We start from the raw sequence: 14,970 nt of genomic DNA on the forward strand, positions 1-14,970 counted from the left end.
TCATCAGCAGCCGCCGCACCCGGCAGATCCGCCACCGACGCATCAAACGACAACCCCACGTTCGACAGCAACGGCTCCCACGAACCCGCATCGAACAACGTCTCCCACGACGACGCCTGACTCAGATCCGCAAACGCACCCGCCAGGTCCTCACCCAGCAGGTCCACCACCCAATCGAACTCATCAGCATGCGCCGCAGGAGCCGCAGACAACGGCGCCATCCCAAACGTCAAAAACGCCCCAACCGCACTACCGGCTCCCAGCAACCGGCGGCCACGCCGACCCTGCTGACCGTTGCCCGAAGTGTTACGCCCTACTGCCATTTGGGATTTCCTATCTGTGTGGCCCACAGTTGTGCTAGCTCTGTCTGTCATTTGGTCTGGTACGGCGCCTTGCCTGCGTCAGCAGACTCAGCCTGTGTAGCCCAACGCCGCAGCGATCTGTTGCGGGATGTCGTTGAGCCATTCGGCGGCCACTCCGAAGAAGTCGCCATTGATGCTCAGCAGGCCGATGTCCGCCAAGCCCAAGCCCTCGACCAAGCCGTAAATGTCGAGGCTGCCGAGGCCGAGATCGGTGAGCAGCGAGTTGATCGTCACGCCGCCGAGGCCGAGGTTGGCCACGATGGTGTCGAGGTCGTAGGTGTCCAGGCCCAGCCAGCCGAGCAACGTGCCCAAGGTCGGGTCACCGAGCACGCTGGTCATCAGGTCGGTGATGAAGTCGTCCAGGTAGACCTCGTCGAGGCCCAACCCGCCCAGGATGCTGCCGATCGAGACCCCACCGAGCAGGCTCTCGATGACCTCGTCGAGGGTCCGGGTGTCGAACCCGAGGTCGGCGAGCAATCCGGCGATCGAGATACCGCTCAACCCGAAGCGGTCGATGAACATGTCGATGCTGATGTTGTTCAGGCCGAGGTTGTTCAGCGCCGCCTGCAGGTAGATGTTGTCCAAACCGAGGCTGTCGATCAGGTTGTAGAGGCCGAGACTGCCCATGCCCCAGTCTTCGAACAGTTGCAACAGCGTGGTGTCGGTCATTCCGAGACCGGCGATGGCACCGTCCATGAGCTCGGTCAGCGTCGGGTCGAAGCCCCATGCCGAGAAGAACTGCTCCAGGGTGACGTTGCCGGTCATGTCGCCGAGCTGTTCGAACAGGTAGTCCACCGAGAAGGTGCCGATGCCCATGGCGTTCATCATCTGGACGACGGTGACGTCGTACATGTTCATGTTCTCGACGGTCTGGCCCACGGTGTTGGGTCCCAGCACCGCGCCCAGCGTCGGGTTGCCGGCCTTCTCCAGCAGCGATGCCATGTCGGGGGCGAGCACACCCAGCGGCGTGTCGAACAGGGTGGCCGCGCCGCCCTGCCCGGGCAGGGTCTTGAGCAGGTCGCCGAGGATGACGTCGGTGATCGGGGTGTCGGGGTCGTAACCGATGGTGTTCTCACCGATCGGCATCGCCTCCATCAGCTCACCGAGCGTCTGGTTGCCGAAGTCACCCAGTAGGCTGTCCAAGGTGGAACCGGGCGGCATCATGCTGGCCATCAGTTCCATCAGCGGAGTGCTGCCGGTGATGTCCGGGCCCAGGAAACCGCTGTTGATCAGGTCGACCAGCGTCTGGTCCCCGTACTCGCCCAACATCGCGGGGAGCGAACCTATGGTGATGTTGCCCAGGCCCATCTGCTCGAAGAAGTCCGTCAGCGGGACGTCGGGCATCGAGTCCTTGATCAATCCGCCGATCGTCCAAGTCGGGTCGACCAGGCTGGCCAGCGACTCGTTGCCCTGCGCACCGAGCAGGTCCTTGATGAGCCCGCCCACGGTCTGGTTGTCGCCGCCGACCATGTCCAGGATCAACTCGGACAGAGTGGGGTTGCCGATCCCGACTTCCGGCGAGTTCAGCAGGGCGATCAGCAGGCTCGCGACCGAGTCGTCCGGGCTGATGCCGCCGAGGTCTTCGAGCAGCTGAGCGATGGTGGGGTTACCGATACCGGCCTCGTTGAACACCCCGATCAGCAGTTCGGACAGCGACTGCGTACCGATCCCGAACTCGTTGAGCAGGTCCACCGGGGTCATGTGGCCGAAGCCGGCCTGGTCCAGCAGATCAATGATCAGGGTCTCCAGCGGAACGTCGCCGATTCCGGCGTCGGAGAGCAGCTGGGTGATGGTGGTGTCACCGAAGCCCGAGGCTTCCACCACACTGCCGATGGTGAAGTTGGCGTCGATCGGCTGTCCCGGAGTGAGGACGCCGTTGAACAGCGGGATGCTGGCGTCGCCGAAGGTCAGACTGCTGCTGCCGTTGAGGAAGGCGTCCAGCAGGGTCGCCGGCGCACCGATCAGCGCGGACAGCGCAGCCAGCGGGTCGCTGAAGTCGAAGATCTGGCGGAGCACGTCGCCCATGGCTTCGAACAGGGTGACCCACGGGCCGATGCCGGCCAGCAACGAGTTCATCCACAGCGGGAGCTCGATGTCCACATTGACCGGGAAGGGCAGCGCCTGCACGTTGATGGACGGCATCGAGTTGGTGAAGATGTTGATGACGTCGGGGATGCCGGAGATCGCCTGGTCGGGGTGGGTGAAGATGTGCTGCAGCAGCCCCCACATGTCGACCGAGTTCTGGTTCAGCGCCTGCAGATTGGCGATGGTGTTCTCGAACAGGTCGGTGTACGGCGAAAAGAAGCCCGACGTCAGCGCCACGCTCTGCTGCTGGGCGATCGCGATCTGGTGCTGCAGCTGCGGCAGGGTCGCGGCCACCGAAGGCACCGCGACCAGGCCCACCCCGGCAACAGCCATACCGCTGGTGACGTACGGACGAAGTGTTTGCTGCATGACGCCCTCCCGGACTGAAGTTCCGAAGCTTCTCTGTCGATTAACCACCGAGCACCGCCGTGATCTGGTCGCCCAGCCCGTCGAACCAGTAGGAGATCGAACCGAAGAATTCGCCGATCTGGGCGTTGATGACGGTGATGTCGCCCAGGCCCATTGCCGCCAGGAGTTCGTCGACGGTCTGCTGGCCGAAGTCTCCGAGCAACGCGCTGACCGTGGCCGGCCCGAACAGCGAGTCGATCAGTTCGTTCAGGGTCTGGTCGCCCAGGCCCAGGTCGATCATCCAGTCGCTGATGGTCGAGGTGCCGAAGAACTGGTCGAACAGGTCGCTGAGCGACTGCCCGCCGATCCCGAACTCGTCGAGCATCTCGTTGACGGTCTGCGGGCCCAGCGCCTGGCGGATGATGTCGTCGAGTTGCATGCTGCCCAGGCCGGCGTCGTCGAGCGCGTTGGCCACGGTCTGGTCGCCGAAGGTCTGGTCGAGCAGTTGGCTCAGGGTCTGGTCGCCGATGCCGGCCTCGCTGAGCATGTCGGCGATGGTCTGGTCGGCCGGAACCATCTGGTTGATCAGCTCCGCGAAGGTGGTGGTGCCCAGCGGCCCCAGCAGGTTCGCGAGCGGCTCGTCGGGCATGCCACCGAGCACCAGGTCGGCCAGGGTCAAGTCGGCCATGCCGGAGTCGGTCAGCATCTGGCCCAGCGTCATCGCGAAGTTGGTCTGGATCATGTCGGCGAGCGTCATGTCAGCCGTCGGGCCCAGCATCGTGATCAGCGGGTCGTTCAGCTGGTCACCGAGGATGGTGGCGACGGTCGTGCCCTGCAGGGCGTTGGCCAGCAGGTCGTCACCACCCTTGTCCAACGGGGTCATGCCGGTGGCTCGAAGCATGTCGTTGATCGTCAGGTTTCCGACGATGGGAGCCAGGTTGCCCATGATGGTGCCGACCGACAGGTTGGTGATGCCCAGCAGGTCGGTCATGTCCTTGACCGTGACGGCACCGAAGCCCGCGTAGCCCATGACCTCGCCCAGCGTGGTCTCGCCCGACGGCCCGAGGATGCTGATGATCATCTGCGACATGTCGGCGTCGGCGAGGCCCGCCTGGCTGAGCAGGTCCATCATGGTCTGGTTGCCCAGGCCGAGTCCGCCGAGCAGGTTGTTGATGAACTCGTGGGTGGTCGTGTCACCCATCCCCATCGCGTCGAGCACGGTGGTCGGCGTGGAGCCGGCCAGGCCCAGCGCCTCGACCGCGGTCTGCAGCAGGCCGTTGAGCGTCAGGCTGTCGGCGCCCAGCGTGCCGAGCAACTCGTTGACAGTCGGGTCCCCGATGCCCAGCGCCTCGAGGACGTCCATGCCGAGGTCGGCCAGCTTGAGGTCGGCCAGGCCGATGTCGTCGGCGAGGTCGACGACGGTCGGGTTGTCAAAGCCGAGCGCCTTGGTGAAGTCGATCGCGATGTCGGCGATCTGCACGTCGCCGATGCCGATCTGGTCCATGATGTCGGCGATGGTGGGGTTGCCGATGCCCACCGCGTCGAAGACGGTGCTGAGCACGTTGGCGACCTGGAGATCACCGAGGCCCAGTGCGTCGATCACGTCGACGGGGGTCTGGTCGCCCAGGCCGACGCTGTCCAACAGGCCGGTCAGCATGTCCGACACCACCAGCGTGCCGATTCCGGTCTGGTCGAGCAGGCTGGCGATGGTCTGGTCGCCGATGCCCAGGTTGTCGGCCAGCTCGCTGCCGGTCAGGTCGATGATCAGGTTCTGGCCGGGGACCAGCAGTCCGTTGAACGCCGGAATGCTGATTCCAGCGACGTCGATGGTGCTGATGCCGTTGAGCCACGCGTCGAGCAGGCGCGGGACGGCGGTGAAGATGGCCGCGAACGGGTCCAGGAAGTCAGTGGGGTTGAAGATCTGGTTGAGGATGTCCTGCAGCGCGTCGTTGACCGTAACCAGCGGGCCGATCAGGCCCATGCCGATCGTCAGGAACGGCGACAGCAGAACCTCGATCGGGTCCTCACCGCTGATCGAGGGCATGATCGAGGTCAGGAACTCGAAGACCTCCGGCAGCCGCGTCAGCGAGCTGGGGTCGCTGAAGATCTGCTGCAGCACGTTGACCCAGCCGTTGTCCACGCCCATCGCCACCAGATTGGTGGCGGTGTTGTTGAACAGGTCGACCCACGGGCCGAAGAAGTCTGCCGTGAGCTTCACGGGGAGTTGTTCAACCACTTGAAGAGCCTGACGAGGCTCAGCTTGGGGCCGCAGCACCGCCGCGGGAACGGCCCCGTTAACCGCGATCAACGCGGCACCCGCGATGGCGACACCGGGGGTGACGTACGGGCGAAGCGCCAGCTGCATCATGCTCTCCTACGGACACTGACTACGGACGTTGCTTAAACTTACATGAGTTTTCCGTTTTGTCGAACGGGAATTTTAGTAAGGAAAAACTTCATGGAAACTCGCCAGATCCCACGTGAAGCGATAGACAACTGGGGGTTTCCGACCGTATATGCCCAGTTCGGGGCAGTTTTGGGCGCCGAACCGCCGTTAGACTCAGGCTGACTTAACACCCCGTAGGCGGTCTGGCCGATCGCTAAGGTAACTCGGCGGAACGCCCCAGATTGAGCTGATGACCAGTTTCAGGCCCCGGCAGCGCCGACAAGACGCCTTCAGCACCCTGCCCGACGGCCACCGAGGCGCTCGAGCCCCGTGAAACAGCGGCTAGCGGCGATCGCGGCCTGCCTCAGATAACGCGGCGGTGTTTACCTGCTCCGATCAGTCCCGGCTCAACCCCAGGTTGTTCGCGACCAACCGCCCCAGGCCGGCGATCAGGGCCTTCTGCACGACCGAGGTCTCGCTCTTGGGCATCGGCTCCGACCAGTGCGCCATCGCGACCAGCTCACCTGCGAGGTACTGCTCACGACATGCGCTGCGCTGAATCTTGCCGCTGGTGGTGGTCGGGATCCGCATCGGCTTGAGCAACATGACCGCCTTGGCCTCGATCCCGTGATGGGTGCGGATGGCCGCGCGAATCGTTTCGACCAGTTCGGGGAGGTCGACCCCTTCGGCGTGGTGGTGCTGAATCTCCTGGACAACCACCATGTATTCCGGGGCGTAGGCCTCGGTCTCCAACTGGAACACCGCGCCACGGCTGGGCAGCAACGCCGGGTGACAGGCCTGCACGGTCAGTTCGATGTCGTTGGGGTAGTGGCTGTAGCCGCCGATCGTCATCAGGTCTTTGCACCGGCCGGTGACGAACAGTTCGCCGTCGCGGAAAAAGCCCAGGTCGCCACTGCGCAGGTAGGGGCCCTCGCCGGTGTCGGCCACCCGCGCGTTGAAGGCGTGCTCGGTTTCTTCGGGACGCTGCCAATAACCCACGCCGACGCTGGGCCCCGACACCCAGATCTCCCCCACCTCTTCAGGGCCGCGGATCAGCCGCGTCTCAGGATCGACGATCAGGGTTTCCTGCCCCTGGGCCTTCGCGCCGCAGCCCACCAGCGGTACCGCCCCGGCCACGTCGGCGCTCACCTCGACGACCCGTTCTTCGCCCAGCGCGGACCGGTCGAAGTGCCGTACCACCGGCAGCGCCGACTCCGACATCCCCGTAACACCCAGAGTTGCTTCGGCCAGCCCGTAGGCGGGAATGAAGGCCTCGGGCCGGAAACCGGACGGTCCGAACGCCTCGGTGAAGGACCGCAGCGTCTCGGCACTGATCGGCCCGGCGCCGAGGACCGCGATGGACAGGCTCGACAGGTCAAGGGCAGCGCGTTGCTGCGGGGTACTGCGTTTGACGCACGCCTCGTAGGCGAAGTTGGGTCCGGCGGTGATGGTCGCCCGGTAGCGCGATATGGCCTGCATCCAGCGGATGGGGCGCATCAGGAAGGCGCTCGGCGACATCAGCACAGTGGTCCGACCGCCATAGATGGTGCCGAGAATGCCCCCGACGAATCCCATGTCGTGGTACTGCGGAAGCCAGGACACCCCGCTGATCGGGCTGTTCATCACCGGTGCGTCGTCAGCGGGGTTCAGGGCCCAACGCATGATTTGGAGGTTGCTCAGATAGTTGCGGTGCGTCAGCACACAGCCCTTGGGAACTCCGGTGGACCCGGACGTGTACTGGATCATCGCGAGACTGTCCGGACGGACGTCGTGGCGCTCCCAGGCCGAGCCGTCGTCGGCGACGTCATCCATGGTCAGCCAGGTCAGCTTCGGTCCGGCACTGAGACCATCCACGGCCGACTTCATCTTGTCCTGGGTCTTGGCCGTCGCCAGCGCGAAGCGCGCATCGGCTTCAGGGACGACGGTCTCGATCCGCCGGATGGGCCAATGCTCGTCGACCGGAATGGCGACGGCGCCGGCGTAAAAACAGCCGAACAGCCCGGCGATACTGTCCACACCGGGGCGGCACAGCACCAGCACGCGCTCACCGGCGGCGCCTTGGCGCTGCAAAGTGGTGGCGATCGATCGCGCGCGACTGTCCAGTTCGCGGTAGGTGATCCGGTTCTCTTCGGCGTCGCCTTCGGGGCAGAAGATGAACGCGGGCGTGTCCCCAAAACGCGCAGCCTGCTGCTGCAGCAAGTCAATGAGGTTGTCCAGGGCCAAGGGGGCCAGGGAACTCGTCGGTTCTGCCATCGTCACGTCTGCCTTCGAAAGTGCCGGGGTAACGGCCCACAGCGTAGCGGGATCGCCCGCGCGGCGGAGCCGGCAGAAGCTCTTCCGGCGATAAACCGAGTTGGCGGCCCCGACCTAACCCAGCGACGCCAGCGCCCGGACCAGCTGGTCCACCTCGGCTGTCGTCGAATACGGGCTCAGACCGATGGTGACCGCACCGCCGATGTCGTTGACGCCGATCGCATCGAGCACCCGGGACCCGGCGTCGGCGATGGCCAGCACGCCGTTGTCGGCCAGGCGCTGCACCACCCGCTCGGCCGGCACCTTCTGCACGGCGAAGCTGACCACCGGGATGCGGGTCTCCGGCTCGCCGATCAGCATCACCAGCGGCAGCGAGCGCAGGGAGCTCAACAGGTAGTCGAACAGTCGGTTCAGATACTGCCCCGCCGAGCGCATCGAGACCGCCAGCCGCTCGGGCCGGCTCCCCCGGGCCGACTCATCCAGCGAAGCCAGGTACTCCACGCTGGCCACCAGCCCGGCCAGCAGGCCGAACTGGTGCAGGCCCACCTCCAGCCGGGCGGGGCCCACCGCGTGCGGGTTCAGCGACACCGAGCCGAAGGTGTCGATCAGCGCGGGGTCGCGAAAGACCAGGGCGCCCACCGGCGGCCCGCCCCACGAGGCGGCGTTGAGCGCCACCACGTCTGCTTCGACATCCTTGATGTCCAGCAGCTGGTACGGCGCGGCGGCCGAGTGGTCCACGACGGCCACTCCGCCGACATCGTGGATCAACTTGGTGACCGGCCGCAGATCGGTGACGGTGCCCAGCACACCCGACGCCGAGGTGAGGGCCACCAGGCGGGTAGCCGGGGTGATCAGGTTCTCCCACTGCCAACTGGGCAGCTCCCCGGTCTCGATGTCCACCTCGGCCCATTTGAGCCGGGCACCGTAGCGGTTGGCCGCCCGCGTCCACGGGGCGATGTTGGCCTCGTCGTCGAGGCGGGTGACCACGGTCTCGTAGCCCAGGCTCACCCGCGACGACGAGGCGTCGGCCAGTGCGCTCAACAGCACCGCGCGGTCGGGCCCGAGCACCACCGCGGCGGGATCGGCGCCCACCAGGTCGGCCACCGCCTGGCGCGCCGCGACCAGCACCGCTGCGCTGCGGCGCGCCGCCGGGTGCGGGCCCGCCACCTTGGCCAGCGATCCGCGGAACGCCGTCGACACCGTGGTCGCCACCGAGTCCGGAATCAGCATGCCCGCCGGCGAATCGAAATGGACCCATCCGTCACCGAGCGTCGGGTGCAGTCCACGCACTCGAGCGACGTCATAGGCCATATCAGCCACCCTCAAACTTCTCGCGACCGGCGATCGGTGAACTCTCGCATAACGAGATAGCTCGCCCGCATTGCGCAGCTACGCCACCTTGGCAGACATACTAGTGCAGTGGTTCTGGGGTGCGGAATGGTCACAGCGCTTTTGCTGCTGGTGCTGCCCGGCGCCCTGGTGGCGGCTGGCGCGCGGGTTGCCTGGCCGTTAGCCATAGCCGTTGGACCAGTACTGACCTACGGCGTGGTGGGCCTGGCCATCGTGCCTTTCGGAGCACTCGGAATCCCTTGGAAAGCAAGCACAGCAGCGATTGCCCTGGTGGCGACCGGGGCCTTGGCCGCCGCCCTGACCAAGGGCATCAGGACTTTGCTGGAACGCCGCCCCGGGGTTCATGTGGCGGCACCTTCACCGGCCGGGTGGCCGGTCCTGACGGTGGCCGCCGGGACGCTGCTGGGGGTATTGCTGATCGGTTGGGCCGCGGTACGCGGATTGCCGAACTGGCAAAGCATTCCCAGCACCTGGGACGCGGTGTGGCACGCCAACACCGTTCGCTTCATTCTCGACACCGGCCAGGCCTCGCCTACCCACATGGGCGAGCTGCGCAACGTCGAAACGCACGCCGCGCTGTACTACCCTTCGGCGTTTCACGCGCTGACCGCGGTGCTGTGCCAGCTGACCGGCGCCGCGCCCACCACCGGCTACACCCTGGCCGGCCTGGCCGCCTCGGTCTGGCTGTTCCCGGTGAGCGCCGCACTGCTCACCTGGAATCTGATGCAGCGGGTGACGAGCACCGCGGCGCCCGCGAGTTGCGCGGCCGCCGCCGCCACGCTGTCGGCGTCGTTCACCGCCCTGCCCTACGTGGAGTTCGGCACGGCCGCGATGCCCAACCTGGTGGCCTATGGGCTGGTGGCGCCGGCCTTCGCGCTGATCACCTCGGTGCGCACCCTGCGCGACCGCATCCCGGTGGCGGCGCTGGCGCTGGTGGGGGTGTTCTCGGTGCACCCGACCGGGGCGGTGGTGACGGGTCTGCTGCTGGCCGCCTGGTGGCTGAGCCCCCGCGACGGGGCGCTGTGGAATCCGCTGCGCGGAAAACGGCGAGACACCCTCGCGTTGGCCGCCGCGCTGATCCCGGCCGGCCTGCTGCTGGTGCCGCAGCTGCTGAGTGTGCGCAGGCAGGCGGAGATCATCGCCGGCCACGCCTTCGTGACCCATGAGGGCCGCAAGGCCGGTCTGCGGGATGCACTGCTGATGCACCCCCGCCACCTCAACGACTTTCCGATCCAGTACGCACTGGTGGCCCTGGCCGCGACCGGCGCGGTACTGCTGGTGACCCGCCGGGTGTGGTGGCCGTTGGGCCTGTGGGCCGTGCTCGTGGTCGCGGTGGTGCAGTCGTCGGCTCCGCTCGGTGGCCCGCTCGGTTCGTTGTTGGGCGCCTTCACCGGCCTGTTCTACAACGATCCGCGCCGGATCATGGCGGCCATGACGCTGCTGTTGGTGCCGATGGCCGGGATCGGTCTGGCGACGCTGGCTCATCTGGCCGGCAAGCCGCTGCCCGGGCGGGCGCGGCCGGTGGCGACCGGGCTGGTGGTGCTGACCGCCACCGTGGGGCTGGCCTGGCATTACCTGCCGCGGCACGCGTTTTTGTTCGGCGACAAGTATGACTCGGTGATGGTCGACGCCCGCGACCTGCAGGCCTACGCCTACCTGGCCACACTGCCCGGTGCGCGTGAGACGGTGATCGGCAACGCCAACGTCGACGGCAGTGCCTGGATGTACGCGGTCGCCGGCCTGCACCCGCTGTGGACCCACTACGACTTTCCCCAGCAGCAGGGCCCGGGCCCGCAGCGGTACATCTTCTGGGCCTACGCCGACGACGCCGACAACGATCCCCGGGTGGCAGCCGCGGTGGCGGACCTCAATATCCGCTACGTGCTGATCAGCAGCCCCACGGTGCGCGGGTTCTCACTGCCCGACGGACTAGTGTCACTGGGGAAATCACGGTCGTGGGCCAAGATCTACGACAATGGCGAGGCCAGCATCTATCAATGGCAGGGAGGCGGGCGCGGTGAGCACCGGCAATGACGACTCAGACGGCGTCGAGATCATCAGCGGTGCCGACCCGCGGCTGCTGGCCGCCGGACCCGCCGGCGACGGCGACGACGAGGCGTCGCTGACCGATCTGATCGAACAGCCCGCCAAGGTGATGCGGATCGGCACCATGATCAAGCAGCTGCTCGAGGAGGTGCGCGCCGCACCTCTCGACGATGCCAGCCGGGCCCGGCTGCGTGAGATCCATTCGGCGAGCATCCGCGAACTCGAGGACGGCCTGGCCCCGGAGCTGCGCGAGGAGCTGGAGCGGCTGACCCTGCCGCTGCGCGAGGACGCCACCCCGTCCGACGCCGAGCTGCGCATCGCCCAGGCCCAGCTGGTCGGCTGGCTGGAGGGCCTGTTCCACGGCATCCAAACCGCACTGTTCGCCCAGCAGATGGCTGCCCGGGCACAGCTGGAGCAGATGCGCCACGGCGCCCTGCCGCCCGGCGGCGCGGGCGGGGGGCACGCCCAGGGCCACACCGGCTCCGGCCAGTACCTGTAAAGCCGCGGTATTGCCTTGTCTGCCAACGATCCCCGTATCGAGACCCGCGACGCCTGGGTGGAGTTTCCGATCTTCGACGCCAAGTCGCGGTCGCTGAAGAAGGCGTTCCTCGGCAAGGCCGGCGGGGCGATCGGACGCAACAGCTCCAACGTGGTGGTGGTCGAGGCGCTGCGCGACATCACCATGTCGCTCTCGCTGGGCGACCGGGTGGGCCTGGTGGGCCACAACGGCGCCGGCAAATCGACCCTGCTGCGCCTGCTTTCGGGAATCTATGAGCCCACGCGCGGGTCCGCGAAGGTGGTGGGCCGGGTGGCGCCGGTGTTCGACCTGGGTGTGGGGATGGACCCGGAGATCTCCGGCTACGAGAACATCATCATCCGCGGGTTGTTCCTCGGCCAGACCCGCAAACAGATGGCGGCCAAGGTGGACGAGATCGCCGAGTTCACCGAGCTGGGCGACTATCTGGCGATGCCGCTGCGTACCTACTCCACCGGTATGCGGGTTCGTTTGGCGATGGGCGTGGTCACCAGCATCGACCCGGAGATCCTGCTGCTTGACGAGGGTATCGGCGCGGTGGACGCGGAGTTTCTGAAGAAGGCTCAGACCCGGCTGCAGAAGCTGGTCGAACGGTCCGGAATCCTGGTGTTCGCCAGTCATTCCAACGAATTCCTGGCCCGGTTGTGCAAGACCGCGATGTGGATCGACCACGGCACCGTGCGGATGACCGGCGGGATCGAGGAGGTGGTCGGCGCCTACGAGGGCCCGGACGCGGCCCGGCACGTGCGCGAGGTGCTTGCCGAGACGCAGGCCGGTGACCAGGCGTGACCCAGACCGTCTACGCCGTCGTCGTCACGCACCGGCGGCCCCTGCAGCTGGCTGAGTCTCTCAAGGCGCTGGCCACCCAGAGCCGGGCACCTGATCACGTGATCGTCGTGGACAACGACTTCTCCTCCGGCGACACCACGGTGGCCGAGCTGGTGGCCGCGCAACCGGTGCCCTGCACCTACCTCGGATCGCGCCGCAATCTCGGCGGAGCGGGCGGCTTTGCACTGGGCATGCTGCACGCCCTGGCGGCCGGCGCCGACTGGCTGTGGCTGGCCGACGACGACGGACGCCCGGCGGATGCCGGCGTGCTGGCGGCGCTGCTGCACTGCGCGACGCGGCATCAGCTGGCGCAGGTCTCACCGATGGTGTGCAACATCGAGGACCCGTCCCGGTTGGCGTTTCCGCTGCGACGCGGACTGGTGTGGCGACGCAAAGTGGAGGAATTGCGCAGTGGCGCACCGGATCAGGACGTGCTCACCGGGATCGCCTCGCTGTTCAACGGGGCGCTGTTTCGCGCCGATGCGCTGGACGTGATCGGCGTGCCGGACCTGCGCCTGTTCATGCGGGGCGACGAGGTGGAGATGCACCGGCGACTGGTGCGGTCCGGGCTGGCCTTCGGGACGTGCCTGTCCGCGGCCTACCTGCATCCGTGCGGCTCCGAGGAGTTCAAGCCGATTCTGGCCGGCCGGATGCACGCCCAGTATCCCGACAGCGCCGCCAAGCGGTTCTACACCTATCGCAACCGCGGCTACCTGATGGCGCAGCCCGGAATGCGGCGGTTGCTGATCCAGGAGTGGCTGCGGTTCGGCTGGTACTTCCTGGTGACGCGCCGCGACCCGGCCGGCCTGGTCGAGTGGGCCCGGCTGCGCCGGCAGGGACGACGGGAAAAGTTCACCAAACCAGAAGGGCAGCAATGAGCTTCGACGACATTGCCGCGCAGTCCAACACCTTCGCGCGGGCGCGGGCTGATTTGGTGGACGGCTTCCGCCGTCACGAGTTGTGGCTGCACCTGGGCTGGCAGGACATCAAGCAGCGGTACCGCCGCAGCGTGCTCGGCCCGTTCTGGATCACCATCGGCACCGCGACCACCGCGGTGGCCATGGGCGGGCTGTACTCCAAGCTGTTCCACCTGGACCTGGCGGTGCACCTGCCCTATGTGACGCTGGGCCTGATCGTGTGGAACCTGCTCAACGCCGCCATCTTGGAAGGCGCTGACGTATTCGTGGCCAATGAAGGCCTGATCAAGCAGCTCCCCACCCCGTTGAGCGTGCACGTCTACCGGCTGGTGTGGCGCCAGATGATCCTGTTCGCGCACAACATCGTCATCTATCTGCCGATCGCGCTGATCTTTCCGAAACCCTGGTCGTGGGCGGATCTTTCGGTGATTCCGGCGTTGCTGCTGATCGCGCTGAACTGCGTCTGGGTATCGCTGTGCTTCGGGATTCTGGCCACCCGCTACCGCGACATCGCACCCCTGCTGTTCTCGGTGGTGCAGTTGCTGTTCTTGATGACCCCGATCATCTGGAACTACGACACCCTGCGGGCGCAGGGCGCCTCACGCTGGACGGCGGTGGTGGAGTTCAATCCGCTGATGCACTACCTGGACCTGGTGCGGTTGCCGTTGCTCGGCGCCCACCAACCGCTGCGGCACTGGGTGGTGGTGGTGGCACTGACCGTCCTGGGCTGGGCGGTGGCGGCCCTGGTGCTGCGTAAGTACCGGGCGCGGGTCGCCTACTGGGTGTAGGCCCAGCCTGCGGGTCAGTCGATCAGGTCGCCCAGACCGATGAAGGTGAGCACCGCGTCGAGACCGTCCAACGGCAGACCGGGGTCGACAGGCTCCACGGTGACCACCTCGTCCAATCCCAGGGGCGGGATCACGCCCTCGATGTCCAGCGGTGCGACCGCGCCGTCGAGATCACCCGTCCCGAACACCGGGAACAGGTCGCCCCACCCGGACAGGCCGACCGCCTCACTGGCGCCGGGATCGAGCAATTGGCCGGTGAACCAGTTACGGGTCTCATACCAGTCCAACAGCTCGTCGAACATGAACTTGAGCCCGTCGAAGGCGGAGCCCAGGATGCCTGAGAAAGCGTCCTGAAAGCCTTCAAAGCCTTCGGTGATCAGAATCAGCGGCGCGCCGATCGCCAGAGTCACGGGGATGACGAAAAACAGCTCCCCGAGCGCCTCAAGAGAGATGACGAACGGAAACCACGGATAGTCCGGATTGTCCAGAAGCGGGATGATCCAGTTCAGTCCGGTCAATGTGCCGATGATGTCCATCAGGCTGGAATCGCCGCTCAGCGCGGTCAACTCGACCGGGGCGACCACCGACGCCGGCGGGGCAGGAACTGCAGGAATCGTGCCGGGCATGGCCGCTATGCCGCTGGCCGCCAGCGCGACCATGCCTGCCGTCGCAACACTGAGAAAAGCAGGGGGGCGCCCGCTCGACACTGTCCACATAGCGACAAATTGTATTGCAGCGCAAGCCGATATTCGAGCGGGAAGCCGGCCTGATGCGAATTTGTTGCGACAGCCGGTGAGCCCCTGCACAGGGCGTTTCAGTTCAAACGATCACCTTGAGTATTGCGGTGTCGAGATGCTGTTCGCGCCTGCTGATTTCGCACAGTGACGCCGCCGCAAAAGAAACACCCCGCACAAATGTGCGGGGTGTTTCTCTTGCAGTATTCGAAATACTACGGCAGAACGATCTGCTGACCGTTGGCGCCGTTCTGGCCGTTGACACCGTTCGCACCCGGCGTACCGGTTCCGCCACCGGCGGCGCCGCCGCCGGCGCCAGTGCCGCCAATGCCACCGAC

The 14,970-nt window shown here is 66.4% G+C and carries 10 protein-coding genes; 5 read left to right on the forward strand and 5 right to left on the reverse strand.

From position 1 onward, the window contains the following. Positions 1–410: 410 nt before the first annotated feature. From LI92_RS15465 to LI92_RS15480, 4 genes are all read right to left on the reverse strand, one after another. Positions 411–2,816 (reverse strand): hypothetical protein, encoded by a 2,406-nt coding sequence (locus tag LI92_RS15465; protein WP_046320324.1) that lies wholly within the window; start codon positions 2,814–2,816, stop codon positions 411–413. Between the two features lie 40 nt (positions 2,817–2,856). After that, complete coding sequence (locus LI92_RS15470; protein ID WP_286135129.1) at positions 2,857–5,013, reverse strand: hypothetical protein; 2,157 nt, start codon at positions 5,011–5,013, stop codon at positions 2,857–2,859. Positions 5,014–5,577: 564 nt separating this feature from the next. Next, positions 5,578–7,434: a fatty acyl-AMP ligase gene (locus LI92_RS15475; protein ID WP_046320328.1), complete on the reverse strand. Its 1,857-nt coding sequence runs from the start codon at positions 7,432–7,434 to the stop codon at positions 5,578–5,580. Positions 7,435–7,548: 114 nt separating this feature from the next. Then, a complete protein-coding gene (locus LI92_RS15480) occupies positions 7,549–8,745 on the reverse strand; it encodes a cysteine desulfurase-like protein (protein ID WP_046320330.1) in 1,197 nt (398 codons plus the stop codon). Positions 8,746–8,853: 108 nt separating this feature from the next. Between LI92_RS15480 and LI92_RS15485 the strand changes: the two genes are divergently transcribed. From LI92_RS15485 to wzm, 5 genes are read left to right on the forward strand one after another with little or no spacing between them, the layout of a single operon-like run. Next, entirely contained in the window at positions 8,854–10,818 is a 1,965-nt protein-coding gene (locus LI92_RS15485) for a DUF6541 family protein (protein WP_046320332.1), read from the forward strand. Then, positions 10,760–11,329: a bacterial proteasome activator family protein gene (locus tag LI92_RS15490; protein ID WP_152665497.1), complete on the forward strand. Its 570-nt coding sequence runs from the start codon at positions 10,760–10,762 to the stop codon at positions 11,327–11,329. Before LI92_RS15485 ends, LI92_RS15490 begins: the two co-directional genes overlap by 59 nt. 15 nt (positions 11,330–11,344) lie before the next feature. Beyond that, positions 11,345–12,154, forward strand: coding sequence for a galactan export ABC transporter ATP-binding subunit Wzt/RfbE (wzt, locus tag LI92_RS15495; RefSeq protein WP_046320334.1), 810 nt, complete (start codon positions 11,345–11,347; stop codon positions 12,152–12,154). Further along, positions 12,151–13,071, forward strand: coding sequence for a galactofuranosyltransferase GlfT1 (gene glfT1 / locus LI92_RS15500; protein WP_046320335.1), 921 nt, complete (start codon positions 12,151–12,153; stop codon positions 13,069–13,071). Before wzt ends, glfT1 begins: the two co-directional genes overlap by 4 nt. Beyond that, positions 13,068–13,898 (forward strand): galactan export ABC transporter permease subunit Wzm/RfbD, encoded by an 831-nt coding sequence (gene wzm, locus LI92_RS15505; protein WP_046320336.1) that lies wholly within the window; start codon positions 13,068–13,070, stop codon positions 13,896–13,898. The genes glfT1 and wzm overlap by 4 nt, the downstream gene beginning before the upstream one ends. 14 nt (positions 13,899–13,912) lie before the next feature. On the opposite strand, the gene LI92_RS15510 is transcribed toward wzm, so the two are convergent. Beyond that, complete coding sequence (locus LI92_RS15510; protein ID WP_152665498.1) at positions 13,913–14,704, reverse strand: hypothetical protein; 792 nt, start codon at positions 14,702–14,704, stop codon at positions 13,913–13,915. Positions 14,705–14,970 lie beyond the last annotated feature (266 nt).

This window comes from Mycobacterium sp. UM_Kg1 (assembly GCF_000972925.1).
Classification (GTDB): domain Bacteria; phylum Actinomycetota; class Actinomycetes; order Mycobacteriales; family Mycobacteriaceae; genus Mycobacterium; species Mycobacterium hiberniae.